This is a genomic window from Flavihumibacter sp. ZG627, from assembly GCF_000814325.1.
Taxonomy (GTDB): domain Bacteria; phylum Bacteroidota; class Bacteroidia; order Chitinophagales; family Chitinophagaceae; genus Flavihumibacter.
Map to the genome: position 1 here is coordinate 90,845 of NZ_JPHF01000002.1, position 24,011 is coordinate 114,855.

At 44.7% G+C, this 24,011-nt stretch carries 21 protein-coding genes; 12 read left to right on the forward strand and 9 right to left on the reverse strand.

The window, feature by feature from the left end:
• Positions 1-54: 54 nt before the first annotated feature.
• The gene (locus HY58_RS03800) at positions 55-2,997 is read right to left on the reverse strand and encodes a tetratricopeptide repeat protein (RefSeq protein ID WP_039128284.1); all 2,943 of its coding nucleotides are present in this window, start codon (positions 2,995-2,997) and stop codon (positions 55-57) included.
• Positions 2,998-3,119: 122 nt separating this feature from the next.
• On the opposite strand from HY58_RS03800, the gene HY58_RS03805 reads away from it, so the two are divergent.
• The 6 genes from HY58_RS03805 to HY58_RS03830 are packed head-to-tail and all read left to right on the forward strand — an operon-like array spanning position 3,120 to position 5,729.
• A complete protein-coding gene (locus HY58_RS03805) occupies positions 3,120-3,515 on the forward strand; it encodes a hypothetical protein (RefSeq protein WP_039128287.1) in 396 nt (131 codons plus the stop codon).
• A gap of 10 nt (positions 3,516-3,525) precedes the next feature.
• Positions 3,526-3,933 (forward strand): polymer-forming cytoskeletal protein, encoded by a 408-nt coding sequence (locus HY58_RS03810; protein WP_039128290.1) that lies wholly within the window; start codon positions 3,526-3,528, stop codon positions 3,931-3,933.
• Positions 3,934-3,949: 16 nt separating this feature from the next.
• On the forward strand, positions 3,950-4,153 hold the full coding sequence (locus tag HY58_RS03815) for an AtpZ/AtpI family protein (protein ID WP_172644594.1): 204 nt from the start codon (positions 3,950-3,952) through the stop codon (positions 4,151-4,153).
• The gene (locus tag HY58_RS03820) at positions 4,128-4,523 is read left to right on the forward strand and encodes a hypothetical protein (RefSeq protein WP_039128295.1); all 396 of its coding nucleotides are present in this window, start codon (positions 4,128-4,130) and stop codon (positions 4,521-4,523) included. Before HY58_RS03815 ends, HY58_RS03820 begins: the two co-directional genes overlap by 26 nt.
• Before the next feature lie 6 nt (positions 4,524-4,529).
• Positions 4,530-5,162 carry a SprT-like domain-containing protein gene (locus HY58_RS03825; RefSeq protein WP_039128298.1) on the forward strand — a complete coding sequence of 211 codons (633 nt, stop codon included), beginning with the start codon at positions 4,530-4,532 and terminating at the stop codon, positions 5,160-5,162.
• A 24-nt stretch (positions 5,163-5,186) separates the two neighbouring features.
• Positions 5,187-5,729 (forward strand): outer membrane beta-barrel protein, encoded by a 543-nt coding sequence (locus HY58_RS03830; RefSeq protein WP_039128303.1) that lies wholly within the window; start codon positions 5,187-5,189, stop codon positions 5,727-5,729.
• A gap of 2 nt (positions 5,730-5,731) precedes the next feature.
• Here the strand turns inward: HY58_RS03830 and HY58_RS03835 are convergent, their stop codons facing one another.
• On the reverse strand, positions 5,732-6,214 hold the full coding sequence (locus HY58_RS03835; RefSeq protein ID WP_039128304.1) for a GNAT family N-acetyltransferase: 483 nt from the start codon (positions 6,212-6,214) through the stop codon (positions 5,732-5,734).
• 251 nt (positions 6,215-6,465) lie between these two features.
• Here HY58_RS03835 and HY58_RS03840 point away from each other — a divergent pair, with 251 nt between their 5' ends.
• The 4 genes from HY58_RS03840 to HY58_RS03855 are packed head-to-tail and all read left to right on the forward strand — an operon-like array spanning position 6,466 to position 14,729.
• Positions 6,466-8,754, forward strand: coding sequence for a TonB-dependent receptor domain-containing protein (locus tag HY58_RS03840; RefSeq protein WP_039128307.1), 2,289 nt, complete (start codon positions 6,466-6,468; stop codon positions 8,752-8,754).
• Between the two features lie 44 nt (positions 8,755-8,798).
• Positions 8,799-9,179, forward strand: a complete 381-nt coding sequence (locus tag HY58_RS18705; protein WP_156123562.1) for a hypothetical protein — start codon at positions 8,799-8,801, stop codon at positions 9,177-9,179.
• 37 nt (positions 9,180-9,216) lie between these two features.
• Positions 9,217-13,587, forward strand: coding sequence for a CusA/CzcA family heavy metal efflux RND transporter (locus HY58_RS03850; protein WP_039128309.1), 4,371 nt, complete (start codon positions 9,217-9,219; stop codon positions 13,585-13,587).
• A gap of 2 nt (positions 13,588-13,589) precedes the next feature.
• A complete protein-coding gene (locus HY58_RS03855; protein ID WP_039129602.1) occupies positions 13,590-14,729 on the forward strand; it encodes an efflux RND transporter periplasmic adaptor subunit in 1,140 nt (379 codons plus the stop codon).
• Between the two features lie 3 nt (positions 14,730-14,732).
• Here the strand turns inward: HY58_RS03855 and HY58_RS03860 are convergent, their stop codons facing one another.
• Genes HY58_RS03860 through HY58_RS03890 form a run of 7 tightly spaced genes read right to left on the reverse strand, consistent with a single transcriptional unit; the run spans position 14,733 to position 22,557 of the window.
• Positions 14,733-15,047, reverse strand: a complete 315-nt coding sequence (locus tag HY58_RS03860) for a cupin domain-containing protein (protein ID WP_039128311.1) — start codon at positions 15,045-15,047, stop codon at positions 14,733-14,735.
• A 10-nt stretch (positions 15,048-15,057) separates the two neighbouring features.
• Entirely contained in the window at positions 15,058-16,251 is a 1,194-nt protein-coding gene (locus tag HY58_RS03865; protein WP_039128315.1) for a hypothetical protein, read from the reverse strand.
• A 35-nt stretch (positions 16,252-16,286) separates the two neighbouring features.
• Entirely contained in the window at positions 16,287-17,141 is an 855-nt protein-coding gene (locus tag HY58_RS03870) for a type 1 glutamine amidotransferase (RefSeq protein WP_253271499.1), read from the reverse strand.
• Positions 17,142-17,155: 14 nt separating this feature from the next.
• The gene (locus tag HY58_RS03875; RefSeq protein ID WP_039128320.1) at positions 17,156-18,793 is read right to left on the reverse strand and encodes an amidohydrolase; all 1,638 of its coding nucleotides are present in this window, start codon (positions 18,791-18,793) and stop codon (positions 17,156-17,158) included.
• Between the two features lie 15 nt (positions 18,794-18,808).
• On the reverse strand, positions 18,809-20,458 hold the full coding sequence (locus HY58_RS03880) for an amidase (protein WP_039128323.1): 1,650 nt from the start codon (positions 20,456-20,458) through the stop codon (positions 18,809-18,811).
• A 7-nt stretch (positions 20,459-20,465) separates the two neighbouring features.
• Positions 20,466-21,578: a carboxylate-amine ligase gene (locus HY58_RS03885; RefSeq protein WP_039128326.1), complete on the reverse strand. Its 1,113-nt coding sequence runs from the start codon at positions 21,576-21,578 to the stop codon at positions 20,466-20,468.
• A gap of 25 nt (positions 21,579-21,603) precedes the next feature.
• Positions 21,604-22,557, reverse strand: a complete 954-nt coding sequence (locus HY58_RS03890; RefSeq protein WP_039128329.1) for a RimK family alpha-L-glutamate ligase — start codon at positions 22,555-22,557, stop codon at positions 21,604-21,606.
• Between the two features lie 116 nt (positions 22,558-22,673).
• On the opposite strand from HY58_RS03890, the gene HY58_RS03895 reads away from it, so the two are divergent.
• A complete protein-coding gene (locus tag HY58_RS03895; RefSeq protein ID WP_039129603.1) occupies positions 22,674-23,486 on the forward strand; it encodes an esterase family protein in 813 nt (270 codons plus the stop codon).
• A gap of 224 nt (positions 23,487-23,710) precedes the next feature.
• A complete protein-coding gene (locus tag HY58_RS03900) occupies positions 23,711-23,989 on the forward strand; it encodes a hypothetical protein (RefSeq protein ID WP_156123563.1) in 279 nt (92 codons plus the stop codon).
• The last annotated feature ends 22 nt before the right edge of the window (positions 23,990-24,011 follow it).

Sequence of the window (24,011 nt, forward strand, 5' to 3'; positions counted from 1 at the left end):
GTAAATGATATTTCAAAAATTACGCCTGATTTTGCCGTCCTGAATTTTAAACGGTTAAAATTGCCCGGGGAATAGCTGTTCAAGGAAATTCCTGTATTCAGGCAGGTTTTTGTTGGCGATAAGAAGGTTCATATTGTCTTCCGCAACGGGCATGAAGTAATATTTATCAGATTTTAACCAGGGAATAATATCCTTATCGGCCTGCACCTTCGCCTTAGCAATATAGTCGATGGCTTGCTGTTCGTTGGAAAAACCCCTGATGGTGACCATATTTACTTTTTCAGTGAGGGAAACGATCAGGACGTTCATAGGCTGATTGTAATAGGTCTCCTTATTGTAACGCGTAAATGCATTGCGCGATTCATTTACATATACAGGGTCAACATCATTGAGAACCACTACCACAAAATGCGGTTGTGCAGAATGCCGGCTGAACATTGTTTTTAATTCGGGCGCCTTTTTATCAAGCCTGTTCTTATCTATTTCTTTCTTTTCTTTTGCAACATCCCTCGTGGTTGCGGCCTTTATTTCCGGATCTTCGGGTTCTTTTTTAGTAGTAATATCCGGAAGGGCCACAGTACTGTCCTCGGCTGGCCTCTCAACATCCAGATTAGTGAGATATTCTTCAATCTCCTTCCTTCGCTTCAATACATCAATCATATTGTTGACCTTAGCAGCTAACCCGTGATCGGGGAATTGTGAACTGATCTGTTGCAGCCTTTGTATTGCCACACTATCCGACTGCTGCCGGATATGGTAAACAGCTTCTATATATAACAACTGAGGAGTCCAGTAATGGCTTCCGTAAACACTATCCGCTTTTTGCTTGGCAGCTAAAGCTTCATCAAACTTTCCGGATATAAACTGATTATAGATTTCATCATAGGTGGTGGTGGCTTTTCTGGAGATCGCGCTATCTTCCAACTGTACTCCCAGAGGATCTGAAATCAGTTTTGTTTGTCGGCTTCCGGGAAACTCAGTAGTTAGCCGATTTTTCATCTCTGATACCATATCTGACCTGCCCATCATCCGGTAACATATAGCCAGGTTATATAAAATGTCAATTTCCTGGACATTTCCCGGGAATCGCTGCAGCAGTTTTTCATATTCAGTTGCGGCAGTTTCATAATCTTCCAACCGGTTCTGTGCCGTATAGGCAAGCAGGTATCCCGCCTGGAGTATAGAGTCATTGGATATTTTCAGCATTTCCGGTGTCGTAGGTATCCTGCTCAGCAATCCCTCTACAGTTGTTTCATCAATTGCATCTGTTGTAACTACAGAGCTTGTATCCGGATTATCTTTCGTGAATCCGGGAGCCGTCGCAGCCGCACTTCTTCGCCAGTTATCGGCATTTGCCCGGTTACCCCATTTGGACCGGAACTCGCTGAATCCTCTCGATTTAAGTGCATTATTATAGAAATACCAATCACCGCTTGCCTGGCCTCCAAAGAGATCTGTCGGAACATTGTTGCCAAGCTGCGACAAAACGGGGTTGGGACCTCCACCAGCTATCTCATCTTCTTTTATTCCCCGCTGCCGGCGGAGTTGCCTGGCCTGTTTTTTCAGGAATTCATTTCGTTCTGCTTCTGGCATGGCCGCCAGTTTCTGCAGACTATCCTGTCTCGATATTATTCCATATTGAGTTGCCAGTATACCTAATACATCCTTCCTCTCTTCAATAAAAGCAGACATTGTATCAGGGAGATTTCCCATTTGCAGACTGTCGTAATAATTTTTTGCGGGCAAGTATTCTCTCTGGTCAAATGATAATCCAGCCAATAAAAGATAGCTTCTGGAATGCTGGTATGGATTATCAGGGGTGTTGTATTTGATACTCCTGAGCAGATTAGCTTTTGCCTCAGCCCATTTCTCCCGCTTGATCTCCAGTTTGGCTATCGTATAATATATCAGATCACGATAATTGGAGTACCGCTCCCGTTTAGCCATTTTTAATAGTGCATCAATAGCCGATTGCCAGTCGGCCTTATCAAGACTGTCTACCTGTTGAGCGATCTGTAACTGTGCAGCCACTTCCATTACAGGGTTTATGGTGTGTTTTATCGATAGCCTGAAAGCATCTTTGGCCTGCTCAGGCTTGGATGATCTTTCATAGAGTTGACCTAAGAGGAACTCCCATCGGGCCAGTTGTGGCTTGTCATCGGCTGCCGGAAGAGCATTCTCAAGATAAAAGGCGGCACTATCATATTGCTGCTGCTGGTAAAACCACCAGGCGGTCACTTCCGCAAGCTCCGGTTCTAATCTTTCCGGTAAGAGTGGGTCCTGTTTGAGTGTCTGGATGAGGGAAGCTGCTGTGCTCATCTCATTATTCTGGATATGCGTTCTCACCAGCCAAACAAGTGCGTCATTTCTATTAGGAGGTTCGGAAAATGCCCTGTCGATAATATTACGGTCTTCCTCCGTGGCAACTTTCATGGCATTTCCACCCTCATTTGCATTACTTGCGATCACCTTGTCAAATCCATCTGCTTCCTTAGGAGAGAATGCATAATTCATATATTGGAAAGTCATCCAGGCAGTGTCTAACGTATTACGGAAATAATATGCCTGACCCATCAACAGGTATAGATTGTCCATCCAGTTGCTTCGCAGGTCGTGCAAAAGGATGCCTGCGTTTACCTTATAAATTACCGAGTCGAGCTCCGTTCTTTGATTAGATGTATTTTCTATACTGTAATCATAGAAGGAGAGGAGCTGTTCATAATCATCGAGGTGCTGTGCCCTTGCCGAAGCGATCACCTGGTTGAGCTTGGCAGTGGCATTGAAAGCATAATTGTAGTGGGTGAAAGTATTCTGGAAGAATCGCCTGGGGAGATTGAATTTCTTATCGCCTGTTTTTTCTGACCTGAGTATACGATTCTCGTACTTCTTTGGTTTCTTCATATCCGGGTCGAGCGTAGGTTGCCCTATCCCCCACAAATAACATGTCAGGAAAACAAGGGAAAGAATAAGGTGGTGAATGCCCCGGCTTTTGATCATTAGCGCAATGATAAATTGATAATAACTCTCACACAAGAAAATTATTTTAAAGTTAGCCAAATTATTTGGCTCGAATTTTATGTAAGTTGTGGCGGCTTTTTTACTGAAACTGAACAATTTTAATGTCCGAGAGCAATACGAATACCACCTTTAAACGTTTACGTAATAGGTATCGCCTGGTGGTGATGAATGATGACACATACGAAGAGGTCGTAACTTTCAAACTGTCGAGATTAAGTGTGTATATCGGGTTGAGTACCATTTTCATGTTACTGACGGGGCTAACGGTAGCGCTTATCGTTTTTACCCCCCTGAAAATGTATATTCCCGGCTATGGCAGTGCCAATGCTACCCGCGAGTTACGCCAGCTGAAAATAAAAACCGACTCCCTGGAGCAGGCAATGCAGTACAGGGAGCAGTATTTGAATAGTATAAAAGGGGTATTGCAGGGAGATACCAGTATTAAACTGGATACTACCGCATTAAATATTCCGGTAACCGAAATAACTACAGACTAAAATCCAGACTATGTTCAACGGAAAATCCAAATCAGAATTTGCTGCAGAAACCGGTGGCAACAGTACCAATCTTATCGGCAACGGCACTACGCTTAAAGGGGATATCACCTGCAATGGCGATCTTCGTATTGACGGCACCCTCATTGGTAATATCAATAGTACCGCCAAGGTGGTGATAGGCGCCAACGGATTGGTAGAAGGTGATATACATTGCCAGCAGGCCGATGTAATGGGCAAAATTGTGGGAACCATCAAGATCAAAGAGCTATTACAGCTTAAGGCCAGTGCAGTTGTTAATGGAAACATTTACGCGGGCAAATTGCAGATTGAACCAGCTGCAACATTTAATGGTGCCTGTCATATGGGCTCCGAGCCGGCTACAGTTATAAATGAAAAGCAGAAAGACAAAGCAGCCTGAAGGTAAAACTCCCTGGATGAGATATATAGGACTGGGAACCCAGTTGATGGCCGCCCTGGCTTTATCTGTGTGGGCAGGCATCTGGATCGACCAGCGCTTAGCTATTGCTATGCCCCTATTGGTTTGGATCTTACCTTTGCTGGTATTGGCTGTTACCATTTTCAAACTGGTAAAAGAAACAGCCGCCAAACCAGATGGAAAAGACAAGTTCCCCCAGTAGAAAACCATTTCGCCTTATCACCTTCGCTTTTGCTCTTGTGAATATCCTGCTGATCGTTTTCAGGAGCCGCCTTGAGCCATGGGGACTCGACACAAATGTGCTGCTCTATGGAAATATTTTCCTCTTCCTTATTTTTCTGATCAGTGGCTGGATGCATTTTAGTGCCGCCGGCAATAAATCCACCCTGGTTTTCATGCGTAGTATGTATGGGGGGATGATCCTCAAATTGTTTGGCATCGCCATTGCCGCATTCATCTATATATATATTGCACGCGAAAACGTGAATAAGCCAGCCCTTTTTGGCTTTATGTTCTTATACTTGCTCTATACCTTTATAGAATTAAGGATAGTTTTGAAGCAAACCAAGTGACCCGAAATGCCTAAGAAGGAATATCCCTTACAACAGTTGTCTCATTTCTTACCCCCAGGCTCTTTCGAGATGGTAGCGGCATACCTGCATTCTTATAAAGTTCATTTATCTATCACCCGCGAAAGGCGTACCGTGCTGGGCGACTACCGTCATGCCCACCAGGACCGAAATCATCGCATCTCGGTAAATGGTAACCTGAATCCATATGCCTTCCTGATTACACTGATACACGAACTGGCCCATCTCGTTACGTTCGAAAAATTCGGTAACCGGGTGCTTTCCCATGGCAAAGAATGGAAACAGGTATATAGGTCACTCCTGGAAAACTTCCTGGGAAAACAACTTTTTCCTGCCGATGTGGAACAGGCTCTGCTGCGCAGTCTTCATGATCTTCCCGCAAGTAGCTGTGCCGATGAACCCCTGATGCGGGTATTACGAAATCACGATCATCCGGATGAACGTGGCACACTCGTGGAGGAGATCCAGGAAGGGGCGCTCTTTGCAATTGAAGGTGGGAGAATGTTCCGTAAGGGGAAAAAACTTCGGAAGCGCTACCAGTGTAAGGAATTAGCAACCGGAAAGTTGTACCTTTTCAGTGGCCTCTATGAGGTTTACCCTGCAGGTAATGAGGTCGCCTGATTCAATCACCAGCTAACAGTTATTATGAAAAAAGGATTTTTTGCCCTTGGGTTCCTGCTTTTAAGTTGCCTTTGCCTGAAGGCACAAACCGAAAAAGGGGATTGGCTTGTAGGAGGAAACTTTACCCTTAATACCTCTAACAATACAACCATCAGCCTGAATCCATCCGCAGGTCATTTCTTTGCCAAAAATCTGGCGGGAGGCGGAACCATCCGGTTACTCTATGATAAATCAGGTGATAATTCATCCACGGTCTTTGGTATCGGCCCATTTATTCGCTACTATTTCGGAAAGTCTAACCTCAAGCCCTTCCTGATGAGCGAGTACCTTTTCACTTCCACCAAATTGTCATTTGACGGAAACACGAATACAGAGAATGGAGCTGATTTTTTTATTGGCCCCGGTCTCGCCGCTTTTGTTAATGATAATGTTGCTATTGAAACAATTGTGGGATATACCAATACAAAAATAAAAGGCTTTGATTCCGATGGTGGACTCGCCATTCGTATTGGCTTCCAGGTATATTTATCGCCGCGTGGAATTGTTGATACTTACAAATCGCAATGATCTCAGAGCGATTTAAGCATCCACACATCGCATCCGAAATGTCCTGAATTGCCCAGCGGACCATCCAGGTAATGGAAGCCGAACCTCTCATAAACACTTACGGCCTTTCTCAGTTCAGGCATAGTTTCCAGGTAAACATGTGTATAGCCCGCTGTGCGGGCCTCATCTAAGCATTGGCTGATAAGCTTTCGACCCAGCCCCCTTCCCCTTGCAGAAGGATCGAGGTACATCTTAACCAACTCGGAATAACCAGGGGGAAGTCCCTCAGTTGGATAGATTCCTGCTCCACCTATTATTACCCCATCCTGTTCTGCCACATAATAGAAACTTCCGGGATGTTGAAAAAGATCAGACAAACGATCTGTGGATTCGTCGAAATAAACGGTGCCTGGCTTATTTGCCCCGAATTCTGCGAGAGCAGAGCGGATGATTTTGGCGAGCGCGGAATTGTCGCGGGCCTCTATGGGCCTGATCACTGGGTTCATGTAACAAAACTACAAAACCAGAGTCAATGCGCTTAGCCAATGATCATTACCGCCACCGAGTAGAACAACACCAGTGAGGTAAAAATGGCTGCCAGGAATATTTTTTCAGCATGTTTCATAATGAACCGCTTTTGCCAATAACGTGCCAGAACCAGGGATATTATAAATATGGGTAAATAATTACCATGCATTGGAAATGGAGGAATTATATTAAATTTGTCTAAAAATAAATTTAGACACGCCTAAATAATATGAGAGTCCTCTTTCTGTTTCTGATTTTCTGCATTAACCTTTCTGCCCAATCACAAGAGCAGTGGCTGGTGGGCAAGGTTTTTATCCATGGCTCGGGCGAACCGCTGCCCGGGGCAACAGTTTCCCTTCTATCCGGTAAATCGGTAGTTACCTCATCAACCGGAGGCTTTCGGATCCCTTCCAGTTCCATCTCTGATACCATTATTGTCTCTTCAGTTGGATATGAAAATTTGAGGCTGGCAATTGCTTCCACTCCGCTTCAAATATATCTGAAGCCCACCGGTAAGCAGATGGAGGAAGTTGTTATAACAGGTACCATGAGGGCCATACAACGCAGTGCCAGTCCGGTTCCTGTTGAGGTTTATTCTCCACAATTTTTTCGCAAAAACCCAACCCCAACCATATTTGATGCCTTGCAGATGGTCAACGGCGTAAGACCCCAGCTAAATTGTAATGTCTGTAATACAGGTGATATCCATATAAATGGCATGGAAGGTCCCTACACAATGGTACTGATCGATGGGATGCCCATTGTCAGCAGCCTTGCCTCAGTATATGGACTTCAGGGCATTCCCAATTCACTTGTTGAAAGGATCGAGATCGTAAAAGGTCCAGCCGCCTCACTTTATGGCTCAGAGGCTATTGGGGGATTGATCAATGTTATTACCCGAAGCCCTTCAAAAGCTCCGGCCATATCAATTGAATATAGTGCCACGAGCTGGCGCGAGCATAATATTGATGCTGGCTTCCGTTTCCGCACAGGCCCTAAAAGCCAGGCGCTGGTGGGTATTAATTACTTCAACTTCACCCATAGGTATGATAAGAATAAGGATAATTTTACTGACCTCACCCTGCAGAACCGGCTTTCCCTATTCCAGAAAATAAGCTGGAAAAGAAAGGATGACAGACAGGCCGGTATTGCAATCCGCCTTTTCACCGAAGACCGTTATGGTGGTGAAATGCAATGGACCCGACAGTTCAGGGGAGGTGATTCTGTTTATGGCGAACAGATCAGTACAAAAAGAGCTGAGCTTATTGGTAATTACCAACTTCCTGTATCCGAAAAGATAAATGCCTCATGGTCGGCCAATACGCATAGCCAGCGTTCAGCTTATGGCAATACTATTTTCAATGCCGACCAGCATATTGGATTTGCCCAGCTGACCTGGGAAAAAAATGCAGGAAGCCACCACCAGTTATTATCAGGTATTGTTGGTCGTTATACATGGTACGACGATAATACAGCCGCTACGGCCGATAGTAGTGGAATCATCAACCAGCCCGATAGGATTTTCCTACCCGGAATATTCCTGCAGGATGAAATTACTTTGAATAGTAAGCACCAGCTGCTGGCCGGATTACGATATGATCACGATAAAAGACATGGATCCATCTGGACGCCGCGCGCTGCATGGAAATGGCAGATTTCAGAAGTGGAGCATCTGCGATTGAACGCTGGTACAGGTTTCAGGGTAGTAAACCTTTTTACCGAAGACCACGCAGCACTTACTGGTGCCCGTAAGGTGATCATTGAAGGTGATCTTAAACCGGAACAAAGCCTTAACGGAAATATTAATTATACCCGGAAATTCATCTTCAACCGTGGCTACATGAACCTGGAGGCAGCTGCCTGGTATACCTATTTCCGGAATCGTATTCTGCCCGATTATAACACCGACCCGGATGCTATTATATATCGCAACCTTGATGGATATGCGCTTTCAAGGGGATCAAGCCTTAATATTGAAGCATCTTTCAGCAACCAGCTCCGCCTCACTGCCGGATTCACACTCCAGGATATATCCATTGTTGAAAAAGATGAAACAGGAAAGAAGACTGCAAACCGCCAGATCCTTACCGAACCGTGGTCGGGTACCTGGACGATCTCCTACACTTTCGGTAAAACCGGCTGGTCGGCCGACTATACCGGTAATGTTTATGGACCCATGAAGCTTCCCCTTGTTTCTTCACTTGATCCAAGAAATCCATACTCCCCGGTATGGAGCATGCAGAACCTGCAGCTTACAAAGAAGTATAGTAACGGTTTCGAATGGTTTGGTGGAGTTAAGAATCTCCTCAATTTTACGCCAGCCAGGAATAATAACTTCATCATTGCAAGGGCTAATGATCCTTTCGATAAGCAAGTGGAAAGGGATGGCTCGGGCAACATACTGGCTACCCCTGATAACCCCTATGCAATGAGTTTTGATCCTAACTATGTATATGCACCAAACCAGGGAAGGAAACTTTTTTTTGGCATACGTTACCACTATAAAGGACGAAATTGATCAAAATCACTTAATGCTTCCAACATCCTTGTTATATTTACAGGGTGAATCGGCGCATCCCCATATTTTTCCTCTTATTGTTTACCCTGGCACAAACGGAATTACACCAATTGCTGAAATTACCGGTGTTGGTAGAACATTTCCGTGAACACCAACTCCGCGATCCACAAAAGAGTTTCATCAGTTATTTGGTTGAACATTATCGTGATGATAGCGATCCCGATAATGATTACCAGCGCGATATGCAATTGCCTTTTAAGACCGCGGATTGTATCACCGCAATCAGTTTTGTTTTTGTGGTACCATCATCTTATACAATCGAAAGGGTATTCGCAACTACAGTCAAAGAATATAACCTCCATCCCGATTATACTGCCGTGTGGCAGAACCTCGACAATATTTTCCAGCCTCCGCGCAACGCATGATCAGCGTTCTCTCTTTTTGATCATGTAATGTATATGTATGCTTAATAAAATTATTCGCTTTTCCATAAGGAACAAGCTGATCATCGGGCTATTTATCCTTGGCCTGGTTGGTTGGGGATCCTTATCGGTTTCCAGATTACCCATAGACGCTTTGCCCGATATTACCAGCAACCAGGTGCAGGTGATAACGGTTTCCCCAACACTAGCAGCGCCAGAGGTTGAAAGGCTCATTACTTTTACCATTGAACAATCCACCGCCAATATCCCCGGTATTCATGAAATGCGCTCTATATCGCGCTTCGGACTAAGTGTGGTGACTATCGTTTTTGATGACGATACAGATATCTACTGGGCAAGGCAGCAGGTAGCTGAAAGACTTACCGTCATCAAGGAGCAGATCCCTGCCGGTTCAGGTATTCCGGAAATGGCTCCGTCTACAACAGGTTTGGGGGAGATTTACCAGTACGTAGTTAAACCCAAGAAAGGCTACGAACAAAAATATGATCTTACTGAATTGAGGTCCATTCAGGATTGGATCATCCGCCGCCAACTCCTGGGCACCAAAGGTGTTGCTGATGTAAGCAGCTTTGGGGGCAAGCTCAAGCAATATGAAGTGGCAGTAATGCCCGATAAACTTAAAAGTTTCAATACCTCTGTTGCTGAAGTGTTTTCAGCATTGGAACAGAACAACCAGAACTCCGGTGGATCCTATATAGAGAAACAATCTACCGCACTATTTATCCGTACAGAAGGACTGGCAACCTCACTTGACGATATACGTTCCATTTTCATCAAACATACTACAGGAGGAATTCCTGTGTATCTCCGCGATGTTGCAGAGGTTCGTATCGGGCATGCAGTGCGCTATGGCGCCATGGTCTATAAAGATGAAGGTGAAGTGTCAGGTGCGGTTGTACTCATGCTTAAAGGAGCAAACGCATCGCAGGTTGTAAAGGATGTAAAGGTCAAAATGGAGGCTATCAAAAAGACCTTACCCGAAGGTGTTGAAGTAGAAACATTCTATGATCGTACCAAAATGGTAACCAACGCCATCAGTACAGTTAAGAAGAATCTGCTTGAAGGAGCCTTAATCGTTGTTTTTGTTCTGGTGTTGTTTCTGGGTAACCTGCGGGCCGGACTCATCGTAGCATCAGTGATTCCTCTTGCCATGTTATTTGCGGTGATCATGATGAATATTTTTGGGGTTTCGGGAAACCTTATGAGCCTCGGTGCACTTGACTTCGGATTAATTGTTGACGGGGCCGTAATTATTGTAGAAGCAGTGATGCATCGTTTGTATCATACAAAACATGCCCAAACCGCTAAGCTGGAAATCACTCCTGCTGAAATGGATAATGAGGTTGGATCAGCTGCAGGTAAAATGATGAATGCCGCTGTATTTGGACAGATAATCATCCTTATTGTTTACCTGCCCATTCTTTCACTGGTAGGTATTGAAGGGAAGATGTTCAAGCCCATGGCGCAAACAGTAGCCTTTGCCCTCATAGGGGCATTCATACTCTCACTTACCTATGTGCCCATGATGACGTCACTGGTGCTGAGTAAAAAACGCAGGCATAAACAAAACCTGTCTGACAAGATGATGGATCGTTTGCAGGGCCTTTACAAACCTTCATTACAAAAAGCACTTGCATACCCCAAAACGATAGCTATGATTGCAGTGCTGATGTTTGTGATGGCAATTTTTATTATGACGCGAATGGGAGGTGAGTTCATCCCCGAACTCGAAGAAGGTGATTTTGCGGTTGATACCAGAGTGCTGGTTGGAAGCTCGCTAACCGCATCGGTAAAAACTTCTCAACAAGGTGCGTCACTTTTACTGAAAAAATACCCGGAGATTGAAAAAATTGTAACACGTATTGGGGCAGGAGAAATACCTACGGATCCTATGCCCATTGAAATGGGGGATATGATCATACTCCTTAAGGATAAAAAGGAATGGACAAGCGCAAAGAGTTTTGATGAGCTGGCCTCAAAAATGAGTGCTACTCTATCACAGATTCCCGGCCTCACAGCAGGATTTCAATTTCCCGTGCAAATGCGGTTCAATGAACTTATATCAGGTGCCCGCCAGGATGTGGTTTGTAAGATCTTTGGCGAAGACCTTGATTCACTTGCCGCCTATGCCCATCGCCTTGGACGTATCATTGGTAACGTAGATGGCGCCACCGATATTTTTGTAGAAACAGTTACTGGTTTGCCGCAGATCATCATTAAATACGACAGGGCTGCTATGAGCCGGTATCAATTGAATATTACTGATGTGAACAGATTGATCCGTGCAGGATTTGCAGGTGAAAGCGCGGGGATGATCTATGAGAATGAACGCAGGTATGAGCTGGTGGTCAGATTGCAGGCAGAGGGCAGAGAAAAGGTGAGCGATATTAATGAATTACTTATTCCAACACCCATGGGATCACAGATTCCCCTGGCACAGGTTGCCTCCATTGAAGTGAAAGACGGTCCCAACCAGATCCAGCGTGAAGATGCTAAAAGGAGGATCGTAGTCGGCTTCAATGTGAGAGGCAGAGATGTGGAGAGCATAGTTGAGGAATTGCAGAATAAAACCAGTCAACAGCTTGACCTTCCACCCGGATATTATATTCATTATGGTGGACAGTTCCAGAATCTGCAGGATGCGAAACAGCGCTTATCCATTGCCGTTCCTGTTGCCTTATTGCTTATTTTCCTCATGCTTTATTTTTCCTTTGGCTCAATGCGGCATGGACTTCTGATCTTCTCTGCCATCCCCTTATCTGCTATAGGTGGTGTGCTGGCTCTCTCTCTGCGCGGAATGCCTTTCAGTATTTCTGCCGGTATAGGATTTATAGCACTTTTTGGCGTTGCTGTACTGAACGGCATTGTATTGATTTCTGAGTTCAATCGTCTTAAACAATCAGGTATCACTGATATTAAACAATTGGTAATGGAAGGAACCGCACTCCGGCTAAGACCGGTACTGATGACAGCCGCTGTAGCCTCACTCGGATTTTTACCAATGGCACTCAGCTATGGTCCGGGTGCAGAAGTTCAGCGGCCTCTAGCTACAGTGGTCATTGGAGGGCTTCTCACTGCTACCTTCCTTACACTGCTTGTATTGCCGGTTTTATATGTATGGGTGGAAAAAATGCCTGTCAGGAAATTGCGTAAACACGCTGTGATCCTGATTCCCCTCATCTTATTGGGATCATATAATTCTATGGCGCAGGTAAACCAGGGTCAGCGCGCTTCTCTCGATTCATTACTTCAAATGGCCGATCGTAATAACCTTGTACTGCAGTCGGCCCGTAAAAAGACCGACTACTGGAAAGTGTTGGAAAGCGCCACCACAGAACCTGGTAAAACACAGGTTGGTATTGAATACGGCAACATAAACAGTCTTAATACAGATAACAGATTCTCTTTGAGCCAGGGCTTTTCATTGCCCGTTGTTTACCGTCGCCAGAAAGAACTCTACATGCATCAACGTAATGGCCAGGAGGCAATGGTTGCAGTTAAACAGGTTGATATTCGCCGCCAGGTACAGTGGACCTTTTACCAATTGGTTGACCTGGAAGAAAGGGAAAAGCTACTCCTTGAATTAGACACGGTATATCTTCGTTTCCGTGATGCCGCAGCGCTAAGGCTCGAGGTGGGTGAATCTAATATGCTGGAAAAAGTTACTGCCGATGCTCAAATGGAACAACTCAGGTTACAGGGCCGTTTACTTAAAGCTGATCGTGTTGCCCTGCAGGAGCAACTCGCAGAACTCCTGAATACGGAAACCCAATTTCTTCCGCTCTATAATGATCCGCTAAACCCTTCCGCCATATTGCTTTCTGATTCATTGGTCAATCCGCTGCTTGCCTGGCAAACGCAACAAATTCAGATTGCGCGGGCTGAAGCTGCTGTTGAAAAAGCAAACCTTACACCGGGTTTTTCCCTTGGCTATTTCAACCAGTCCTTTGTTGGATATCAAACCAAAGATGGCATAAGCCAGGAATATTTCGGATCGGGTCATCGTTTCAATTCAGTTGGACTAACGGTTGCGGTTCCAATATTCATGAAGGCAACCAGAGCAAGGGTGAAGGCGGCTGATATAAATGCTTCCATCGCCTCCATTGATGCTGATCTTACCCGTCGTTCCCTTGAATCAAAAAAGCGGCAGCTACTTGCCCAACAGGATAAATACCGCCTTCAGCTGGATTATTATCAAACTGTGGGAAGGCAGCAGGCCCATGCCCTGCAGGAACAGGCAAGAATGGCCTTTACCAATGGTGAGATCGATTACCTGCAGTGGACTCAATTGATGAACCAATCGGTGACCATAAGGTTCACTTACCTCGAAGCATTGAAAAGCATGAACCTGAATACTATTGAACTAGAATATATCAACGGAAAAAAATGATCATGAGAAAGATAATATACTTCCTTACCCTGCTGACTGTTGCATTGGGATGCGCTTCCCCGCAAAAAGAAGAAGCACCTATGCAAACTGAAAAAGTGGTTACTGAAGTGCAGTTAAGCAAAGAACAAATTGCCAATGCGGGCATTGAAACAGGTAAGCCGGTTCTGTCAGATGTGAGTAATTCACTTAAAGTAAATGGCGTAGTGGATGTTCCGCCGCAGAATATCGTTTCGGTTAGTTTTCCTATGGGAGGCTACCTGCGCTCAACAAAACTCTTACCTGGAATGCATGTAAACAGGGGCGAAGTTATTGGCATTATAGAAGACCAGTCACTCGTTCAATTGCAGCAGGATTACCTGGTAACAAAAAGCCGGCTTCAATATCTCGCCAAAGATTATGATCGGCAGAAGATGCTGCAGGAAAATAAAGTGAATGCGGAGAAACAATTCCAGCAGGTGAGCTCCGATTACCAGTCGGCCCAGGTGATGCTGAAAGGTTTTGCTGAGAAGTTAAGATTGATCGGCATAAATCCCGAATCGCTCTCTGATTCAAAGCTTAGTCGCTCCGTTGCCATCCGTTCACCTATTAACGGTTATGTTTCAAAAGTGAATGTGAATATTGGTAAATATGTAAATCCTACCGATGTTCTTTTTGAATTGATCAACCCGGCTGATATTCACGCTGCACTTACCGTGTTTGAAAAGGATATCAATAAGGTAAGGGTGGGACAAAAAGTATCGATCAGGTTCGTTGATGATCCGGAGCGTGTTTATGAGGGAGATGTGCTTATTTTCACCCGCAATGTTGATGAAAACAGGAGTGGTATAGTGCATTGCCATTTCGATAAGATGCCTTCCAACCTGATGCCCGGAATGTTTCTTAATGCTACCATATTCCTTGATAATGTAAAGGCATTGACTGTTCCGGAAGATGCGGTGGTGCGTTTCGGTGGTAAACTCTATGTATTTGAAGCTGTGGGAAACGACAGGTTCAATATGCTTGAAGTGGAGGTAGATTCCACCGCTTCCAATAACAGGCTTGCCATACAGAATCAACAAATTCCGTTAGAGAATAAAACCCTTGTCACCAAAAACGCATATGCGGTATTGGGTAAAATGAAGAATACTGCTGAAGAAGAATAATCATCAGCGGTAAGCCTCCCGCACAGGAGCCCAGGTGTCAATTACTTTGCAATCTGTCAGTGCCAGCGCACTATGCGGAACATTAGCAGGTATCACCTGCAGGTTTCCTGCCTTGAAAACTGTGGTGTTGCCCCCAATGGTCATTTCCAGTTCTCCTTCAAGGATATAAGTTATCTGTTCATTTTCATGGAAGTGTTCGGGAAGAACACTTCCTTTTTTAATATCCCAAACGCCCAGGGTGCTTTTATCTCCATGAAGAAATTTTCCGAATAGTCCGGGTAATACTTCGCGCGTGGCTATATCGTCAAGATGTAACATGTATATTTTTTTACTGTTCAAATAATGCAACGCTTCCTCCAACCCAATCCTTGTCTTTATTGTATCGCACGCCTATCATCTTACCCTTGCTGAGTCTGGCGAGGTTGGTAGCAGGCCGGGGCCGTTCCCATTCATCTTTCCAGATATACATGATCCGTATCTCTGCTTTTGCCGGAACATTTGGCGTGGGGATCACCTCCGCATAGTTTACTTTCTTCTGCAATATCCAATTCTCCGGATCCTTAATTAACTCTATATCCGCCGTAGTAACATCTATCACAACACCCTGTCCCGCAAAAGAAAACAGAGGCTTTAATACATAATTCTCAAGGTCGGCCGGAACCTGTTTCAGCTCATTCAAAAACCAGGTTGACGGAACATAAGGGTGACGTATAAAAGGCAGTGTAAATTTGCTGATGCGGTAAAACCAGTTTGGATGTGGCACCCATTCAACATCAAGATCCTGCGTTATATCAACAAAATTTCCAAGCTTATCTTTCTGAGCTTTAAGGTCATCAAAGATCACCCTGTTATAAATTCTTTTGACCTGGGTACGCACGCCATCTTTTTGATAATATAGTTTTTTCCCTTCCTGTTCTAACTCGGTAATACATACCGGCTTTATTCCGGTATACTGCTCGGTGCAATAAAAATCGATCCGCGTTTTCTGCTCATGCGGAAGGATCTCCAGCAATATCACTTCTTCAGGATCATAGGTGCCCAGTAAAAGTTCTTTCAGATCTGCGAGATAGGATTCGCGGTCATAACCCCCGAGAAACTGATTGTAGTTATCCGGAAAAGGAAAATGTTTATGAAGATGGTCGGGATAAAATACCTGGAACCCATAGAGGGTAGGGAAGCCCTGCATTTCAATAAGCTGCGGCTCGAGCTCATTAGCACTGTTTAAGCATATCCCAAAGTCAAAGGCTATCATGTGCGAATGTGCATTCTCGTTAGGAACAGTTTCTCCGGGTGGAATGCTTCTTTGTGTAAGTGAATGGAAATCTTCGTCAGTGATCACATCCACAATGCTTTCGCATGCTTCTATCATTTTATCCCGGAATGCTTTGTCAATGAATACGGGTGTTTCAGCAACCCTGAACTCAATTGCATCCGGATAGGCACTGTTCAGGTCATGCAAAAAAGCTTCATATTTTTCTGTGCTGAAGGAACTGTTGAATGCATTCCTTAATGATGGAACCATATAGATGCTGCTTTACCGAAAGATAAGAAAAATGGCTAGACTTCCGCCGGTACAAGCTGCTCAATAGAATGTGCAATAAAGTTCGGAAGCACCTGTGAATAGGTCCAGAGAATCTTATCGGGATCATTAAGATGCTCAATCATGCTTTCCCATTTTTCATAGCCATGGCTGGCGATGACGGTATTTTTTTTATCCTCCCGCTGCAGGTACATACTCATACCTATGGCATCCGCTTCGGGATGAAACTGGGTGCCCACCATATATTCATTGAATCGTATGGCCATCATCGCTCTTTCAAAGGGAACATGGGGCCTTTCCTTTTCAATGGCCAGGATGGTAGCACCCATTTTACGTATAAGGGAATGATCGGGCTGTATCACCTGGTAATCACGACTGTCCACCGCATAAAAGGGATCCTTCAGGTTTGAGAATACAGGTTCATTGTGCGCACCTTCAAGCATGTGAACGGGGAATACACCAAAAGCTGTTGATTTTCTTTTTGCAACCTGGCCTACTTTGTAATGCCTGCAGGCCAGCTGGTAGGAGTGACAGATGAAAAACACGAATTTCCTTCTTACAGCGTCGGCTGATTTGTTATGGTCTTCCACCATGCGTAGCCAGTTGAAGTAGACGGGCTCCCATTCACTTCCTTCGCTTTCAAGTGGTGAACCGGGTCCTCCGCTCGATATATAAATATCATAGCCCAGATCGGGTACCTGCTTGTTTATTCTTACTTCATATTCGTCCCATTCCAGTTCAACATGGTTGTATTCGGCATACTGATTAAGTATTTCCCTTATACATCTCATGCCCTGGTTTTCCACTCCTTCATAGAGGTCGAGGATCGCTACCCTGATATTGCTCAAAGCCCCTGCCATAGCTGCAAACATAAGAATTTTATATTTTATCTTTTGTATACTGCCTGTCCATTGATATAGGTTGCTTGAACTAGAGTGGAAAGTATTTCAGTATCATCCAGTTTTATAAGATCTTTTTCTAACATAATAAAGTCTGCATATTTTCCTATCTCCAGGCTTCCCTTCTCGTTTTCTTCAAAATTTGAATGCGCTGCCCAGATGGTCATTCCGCGTAGCGCATTTTCCCTGCTAAGTGCATTCTCCGGCTGGTACCCGCCCTCAGGAAACCCATTTGCATCCTTTCTTATCACCGCTGCAAAGAAAGTTTTGAATGGTGAGATATCTTCCACCGGGAAATCCGTTCCCAGTGGTATCCATCCATTCTGATTCAACAGATCATTAAATGCATAAGCTCCTTTCTCCCGCTCTTTTCCAAGGCGTTCAGCCGCCCAATACATATCTGAAGTTGCATGGGTAGGTTGTACGGAAGGGATGATATTGTATTGTCCAAATAGTGCGAAATCATCCGGATGCACTACCTGTGCATGTTCAATTCTCCATCGCCTGTCATTGGAACCCTTCAGGTATTTCGCATAGGTATTGAGGATAGTCCTGTTACCACTGTCGCCAATTGCATGTGTACACATCTGGAAATCCTTCTCATAAAGCAGTGCCGCCACCGAATCAAAATGTTCGGGCTTGCTAAGCAGAAATCCTGTATGACCTGCCCTGTCACTATATGGCTGCAGCAGGCAGGCCCCACGTGACCCCAACGCTCCGTCAGCATACACCTTAAATGAACTTACATTCAGATACGGCGTTTTTATTTTCCCGTTTTTAAAGATGGCATCGTAATTTTTTTTGCTATCACTTAGCATAGCAAACACCCGCATTTTTAATGAACCCTCTTTTTGCAGACTGTCAATAACCCGCACTTCTTCATAATCAAGTCCGCAATCATCTACGGTCGTTAATCCCATAGCAAAACAATTGGCCTGCGCATCCATCAGCGCCGCCTTCATTTGCGTTTTATCAGGTGCTGGCAGTTTTGAATAGACCAGATCAACGGCATTATCTATAAGGATGCCCGTTAGTACCCCGTCCTTCACTTCTATATCACCACCGGTTAGTGATTGCCCAGCCCTGATACCTGCCATCTCCAATGCTTTCTGGTTTGCAATGGCTGCATGCCCGTCTATCCTCGTTAATATTACCGGCCGGTCGGGAAAGAGTTTGTTGAGTTCTGCATTGGATGGATATGATTTTTGTGGCCAATCGTTCTGATCCCAGCCCCTGCCAACAAGCCATCCATCGGGATGCGATCCTGCAAAATTTTTAAGGCTGTCCAGGATTGCTTCCCAGCTTTTTGTTTCTACCAGGTCGGCTGTTTGTAAGCCCAGTCCATAACGGTAAAAATGGCAATGGGCATCAATGAGTCCCGGATAGATGAATTTACCCCCGGCATCTATTGTTTCTTTGGCAGTAATTATTGACAAAAGCGAATCACTCCTGCCCAGTGCAGTGATCTTCCCATCTTTTATGGCCATAGCTTCATAGATGGTGAAACTGCTGTCTACACTGTAAATGGTGGCATTATGCACCAGCAGGTCTGCTTCCTGTTTGGTACTGCAGGCAGGTAAAAAATAAATGAATAGTAAAGCAGTTATAATATTGCGTAAAAACATCAACAATAATATTTATCAGTGAGTGAATTTTTCAGGATGCTTACGGTGATGATCAGTTGCTCCCTGGAAAGCGTTTGCCAGTTCCAGCAGCGATGCTTCATCATATAAATTGCCGAGAAAGGTTATGCTTGCCGGAGTTCCATTCGGAAGAAATCCAACAGGTATGCATAGGGCAGGGTGACCTGTAAGATTTGTCATCGCCAGCTGGTTGCCGCCATAAGTTGGTACAATCACTACATCATAATTTTCCATGAACTTTTTCATTTGCTGCATGAGCAAACTCCGATGCCGGTTTGCATTTATATATTCCACTGCAGGTATAAGCCTGGCTACCCGGAAACTGTTGGGCCAGAAATTCTTATCCTGCCTGCGTATCAGGTCATCCATGTTACTACGTGTCAGTTCATCAAAAGCTGCTGCCGATTCTGCACTGATGATGGGATCCATGATAGGGTAGGGATAGATAGTAGAATCTGGAAAATCAACCGCCACAATATTTGCTCCCATGGCTCTCAACTGATCCAGCACTTTCGACTGCAAAGACACTGAACCCAGCCTCTTAAAATAATTTTCAGCATAAGCAATTCTCAATTTTTTTATATCGCGGCCCGCAGTAAAGTTGAATGCATGCTCTGTGGCAGAAGGGTCTTTCCCATCCGTTCCTTTTATATAATAAAAAACAATGGCAGCATCTTCAGCCGATCGGGTAATGGGTCCCACTTTATCAAGGCTCCAGCTCAGTACCATGGCACCTGTTCTGCTCACAGAACCGAATGTTGGCCTTAGGCCTGTTACCCCACAGGTATGTGAGGGGGAGATAATTGAACCCCATGTTTCAGTACCAATGGCAAAAGGTAACAGTCCAGCCGCTGTGGCAGATGCTGATCCGGCTGAAGAGCCACTTGAACCATAGGTCGTATTCCAGGGGTTTTTTGTTTTACCGCCAAACCACTGGTCTCCATAGGCAAGTTCGCCCAGCGTCAGCTTGGCACAAAGCACTGCTCCTGCCTTTCGGAGTTGTTCATACACAAATGCATTCTCCTCAATTACCTGGTCTTTATAAGGAACCGAACCCCAGGTTGTTTTATATCCTTTCACGGCAAACAGATCTTTTAATCCATAAGGGATGCCATGCAGCGCACCACGCCATTTCCCTTTCTTCAATTCCTCATCGGCCGCAGCCGCTTCTTTCATGGCGAGTTCTTCCGTAATGGTGATAACACATTGAAGGGTATCACCCCATTTTTTTAAACGTCCGATAAAGAAACGGGTAAGCTCAACCGAACTGATCTTTTTTGCTCTCAGCAGTGAGGCCAATTGTGGAATGGAATAAAATGCCAGATCTTCTTTATTGGCCGGCATTACCGTGTTTGCCGGAATGCGCCAGGTGGTCTCTTTTTGCATTCCTGTAGTTCTTCCTGAACCCAGTGCCGGCTGGAAACCAAAAGGGTAGGCCAGGTCATTAGGTATGGGTTGCTTCCTTAAGCCTTCATACGTTTTCAGGTTATCTTTTAACCCGTCGGCCATGGAATCTTTTTCAGCAGCAGTAAAATTCAGTCCGGCAATAATTAAAGCATTGCTGATTGTTGCACTGTCAATTTTCTGCGCGACTGCAGGCATAACTGAGATGCATGCAAACAATATAATCCAGATTGGTTTTCTCATACGATGTTCAGATTCCGTAGAGGAATTGCTCACGGATATAATCAACCACTTCCACCATACTATTGGTTTCATTGTATACCTTGAGCTGACGATCGGCACCTGTTCCGGTTTCCAGTAATTTGGGAACCAGTGATAATATATGCCTGCTTCCAAGTTCATCAACAACATCATCAACAAAATCAAGGAGTTCATAAATAAGCACCCTGGTATTCACTTCTTCCTCCTTACCGAAATCAATAAGTCTGCCATCAAGTCCATACCGGCTCGCACGCCATTTATTCTCATTGATCAGCGCCCTTGAATACTGCATGAAATTCAGGTTATTGGTGCGCAATTTATAGATCTTGGCACAGATGGCCTGGAACAGCGCAGCAATGATTATTGTTTCATGCGCCGTTAGCGGCACATCACAAATCCGGAACTCAACAGTATTGAAAAACGGATGAACCCTGAGATCCCACCAGATCTTCTTGGCATTATCGATGCAATTGGTTTTCACCAGCATCTTTACAAAATTGTCGTAATCTTCGATGGTGGCGAAGTATTCGGGTATGCCTGTACGTGGGAACTTATCAAAAACTTTTGTCCTGAATGACTTATATCCCGTTTGCCTTCCTTCCCAGAAAGGGGAGTTGGTACTCAGCGCATAGATATGTGGCAAAAAGTAACGCGTGCTGTTGGCTATATGGTTGGCCATCTCACGATTTTCCATTCCCACATGCACATGCAATCCGAAGATGAGGTTACTGCGTGCAGCTTCCTGTAATTCATTTACAATTTCGCTATAACGTACATGGTCGGTTATAAGCTGGCTTTGCCAATGACTGAAGGGATGGGTACCCGCGGCTCCCATGGCGAAACCCAGTTCGCCGGCAACCTGCGATATGGTTTTTCTTAGAATAGCGATATCATTAAGCGCCTCATCAATGTTTTTGCAGATATCTGTTCCCACTTCTACCACGGCCTGGTGCATCTCTGCCTTAACTTTATCCTTTATGATCTTTTGTCCCTCAAGCACGATCTTCTGTTCGTGACTTTTCAGTTCGCGGGTCTGCGGATCAATCACCATATATTCTTCTTCAACGCCAAGTGTAAATTGCTGGTAATTGATAGATGACATAAGCAAGTTAGTTTTTCGATCCTGATCAGATCAGGGGTATTTTGTTGCTGCTTCTTTTTACATATTCACCCCAGGTGAGATTATCCATTCCCGGCTGAAATGACATTGCTTTTTCAATGGCATAATTAGCTGCTGTTTCTACCACCCAGGCGAAATTGTCTTCACCAATACTTTTTATTTCTGCATCAGGGGCAGGGTTGCAGAAGTCGATAGCATATGGAACACCATCACGCAGTGCGAGTTCTACTGTATTGAAATCATAGCCGAGGTATTGATTTATGCGAAGTACGATCTCTTCCATTTGTGCATGTCTTTCCGCACTAGGTGAGAAATCTGCCTGGTAACGCAGGTGATGCGGATTGCGGGGTTCATAGGGCATGATGTGAACATGCTTTCCACCAATGCAGTAACAACGGTAATATTCATCAAACACGATCTCTTCCTGCAATAACATCACCAACTCGCCGGTTTCATTATGCTTCTCAAAGAAGTCATCCATACTTGTCAGCTTATAAACATTTTTCCAGCCCCCGCCTGCAAAAGGTTTCATGTAAGCAGGGAACCCAACATACTGGAAAATACCTTCCCAGTCGAGTGGGTAGGCAAGGTTACTGAAACTCTGGTCAGTGGTATCTGCAGGCAGGTCCCTTGATGGAAGTATCACTGTTTTGGGAACAGGCACGCCTATTTTAGTAGCCAGTGCATTATTGAAGAACTTCTCATCGGCACTCCACCAGAAAGGGTTGTTGATAACTGCGGTGCCGCTGATAGCTGCATTCTTCAGGTAGGCCCGGTAAAAAGGCACATCCTGTGATATGCGATCTATGATCACTGCATATTCTGTTGGCTCGCCCTGCATAACCTTATCGATCCGTACCGGTTCTGCAACAATACCTTCTATATTTTTACTATTTACGCGCTCAATAAAGGCCATCGGAAAACTGCGTTCCTGGCCAAAGAGGATGCCAATCTTTTTCATAAGTCTCTTGTCAGTTTAATGATTACTAACTGTTTTCAATATACTATTATTTAGCAGAAAACTCTTATTTTCATCCGCTACAAACATTACCGAGAGAAACCGATATGAAGGAACTGATGTGCCCAGAAATAACACTTCCGATAGAAAAACTGCATTTCGAAATAAGGTCCGAACACCTCGGTCGGAAAGTAAAAGTTGATGCCTGGCGTCCCCGCTCTCTTTCCCCTGAAAGCTATCCTTCTTTATTACTGATCAATGATGGGCAGGACATGGAAAAGGTGGGCCTCACAAATATGCTTGCCACCATGGAGAAGACAGGACATCTGCGCCCGCTTGTTTGTGTGGGTATCCATGCAGGCGAAGACCGCCGGCTCGAATATGGTACCGCGGGTATCCCTGATTATATGGACAGGGGTAATAAGGCCGACCTCTACACCTTTTTTATTTTTGAAGAGTTGCTTCCCTTTATTCGTAAAAAACTCGGCATCGCTGAGTTTGGCGAGAAGGCTTTTGCGGGATTCTCTTTAGGGGGATTGAGTGCCCTTGATATCGTATGGGCGCATCCTCATGAATTCACAAAAGTGGGCGTATTTTCCGGCTCTCTCTGGTGGCGGAATATTGACCAGGATGATCCTGAATATGATGATGATAAACATCGCATCATTCACCAGCAGGTAAGGAAAGGAAACTACGCCCCCTGGCTGAAATTCTTTTTCATGACCGGAACCCTAGATGAAACAAATGACCGTAACAATAATGGCATCATCGATTCTATTGAAGATACTATGGGATTGATGGATGAACTGGTGGCAAAGGGTTATAGCCGCGATAACGATATGGTCTACCTCGAACTTGCCGATGGCCGCCACGATGTGGCTACCTGGGCCAAAGCTATGCCCGACTTCCTGAAATGGGCATTCGGTAAATAAAACCTTGCTGTATTCCTGCTAACTTGTCTTACTGTACAGGGAGGGTAAATCATGTCTGGTATTTAATCTATCCTAGGGTTATCCTGGGGTTATCCTAGGGTTATCCTGGGGATTTTAGGCTATAAAAGCCTAGGATAAGCCTAAAAATACCCTGAGAAAACCCAAGGATATTTCTTATATTAGTCATATAATGAACGGATATGGCAATCGCTAAAAACTTTTTAATGAAACTTGCTTCCGGCCGCATAGGCAAGGACATTGTTATTAAACAGAGAGGGGATAAGACCTTCCTCAGTCAATACCCCGATTTTAGCAAGCGGGTTTTAACTGAAAAGCAGTTGAAGAATAACGAGCGGATGGAGCAGGCCAATTATTATGCCCGCGGTATTATAAGTGATGAAGCCACCCGCGATGCAGCACTGCTTCGCCTGAATGTGACACGTAACAAACTGTACACCTCACTGGTGCGTGAATTTTTTAAGGAGATGAAGGATACAGAATAACCCTTTAGTATATGCGCAAAAA

What these genes read in the sequence shown, in the direction of transcription:
- HY58_RS03800 (WP_039128284.1), bottom strand. Translation starts at nt 2,997, where the DNA reads ATGATCAAAAGCCGGGGCATTCACCACCTTATTCTTTCCCTTGTTTTC.
- HY58_RS03805 (WP_039128287.1), top strand. Translation starts at nt 3,120, where the DNA reads ATGTCCGAGAGCAATACGAATACCACCTTTAAACGTTTACGTAATAGG.
- HY58_RS03810 (WP_039128290.1), top strand. Translation starts at nt 3,526, where the DNA reads ATGTTCAACGGAAAATCCAAATCAGAATTTGCTGCAGAAACCGGTGGC.
- HY58_RS03815 (WP_172644594.1), top strand. Translation starts at nt 3,950, where the DNA reads ATGAGATATATAGGACTGGGAACCCAGTTGATGGCCGCCCTGGCTTTA.
- HY58_RS03820 (WP_039128295.1), top strand. Translation starts at nt 4,128, where the DNA reads ATGGAAAAGACAAGTTCCCCCAGTAGAAAACCATTTCGCCTTATCACC.
- HY58_RS03825 (WP_039128298.1), top strand. Translation starts at nt 4,530, where the DNA reads ATGCCTAAGAAGGAATATCCCTTACAACAGTTGTCTCATTTCTTACCC.
- HY58_RS03830 (WP_039128303.1), top strand. Translation starts at nt 5,187, where the DNA reads ATGAAAAAAGGATTTTTTGCCCTTGGGTTCCTGCTTTTAAGTTGCCTT.
- HY58_RS03835 (WP_039128304.1), bottom strand. Translation starts at nt 6,214, where the DNA reads ATGAACCCAGTGATCAGGCCCATAGAGGCCCGCGACAATTCCGCGCTC.
- HY58_RS03840 (WP_039128307.1), top strand. Translation starts at nt 6,466, where the DNA reads ATGAGAGTCCTCTTTCTGTTTCTGATTTTCTGCATTAACCTTTCTGCC.
- HY58_RS03850 (WP_039128309.1), top strand. Translation starts at nt 9,217, where the DNA reads ATGCTTAATAAAATTATTCGCTTTTCCATAAGGAACAAGCTGATCATC.
- HY58_RS03855 (WP_039129602.1), top strand. Translation starts at nt 13,590, where the DNA reads ATGAGAAAGATAATATACTTCCTTACCCTGCTGACTGTTGCATTGGGA.
- HY58_RS03860 (WP_039128311.1), bottom strand. Translation starts at nt 15,047, where the DNA reads ATGTTACATCTTGACGATATAGCCACGCGCGAAGTATTACCCGGACTA.
- HY58_RS03865 (WP_039128315.1), bottom strand. Translation starts at nt 16,251, where the DNA reads ATGGTTCCATCATTAAGGAATGCATTCAACAGTTCCTTCAGCACAGAA.
- HY58_RS03870 (WP_253271499.1), bottom strand. Translation starts at nt 17,141, where the DNA reads ATGTTTGCAGCTATGGCAGGGGCTTTGAGCAATATCAGGGTAGCGATC.
- HY58_RS03875 (WP_039128320.1), bottom strand. Translation starts at nt 18,793, where the DNA reads ATGTTTTTACGCAATATTATAACTGCTTTACTATTCATTTATTTTTTA.
- HY58_RS03880 (WP_039128323.1), bottom strand. Translation starts at nt 20,458, where the DNA reads ATGAGAAAACCAATCTGGATTATATTGTTTGCATGCATCTCAGTTATG.
- HY58_RS03885 (WP_039128326.1), bottom strand. Translation starts at nt 21,578, where the DNA reads ATGTCATCTATCAATTACCAGCAATTTACACTTGGCGTTGAAGAAGAA.
- HY58_RS03890 (WP_039128329.1), bottom strand. Translation starts at nt 22,557, where the DNA reads ATGAAAAAGATTGGCATCCTCTTTGGCCAGGAACGCAGTTTTCCGATG.
- HY58_RS03895 (WP_039129603.1), top strand. Translation starts at nt 22,674, where the DNA reads ATGTGCCCAGAAATAACACTTCCGATAGAAAAACTGCATTTCGAAATA.
- HY58_RS03900 (WP_156123563.1), top strand. Translation starts at nt 23,711, where the DNA reads ATGAAACTTGCTTCCGGCCGCATAGGCAAGGACATTGTTATTAAACAG.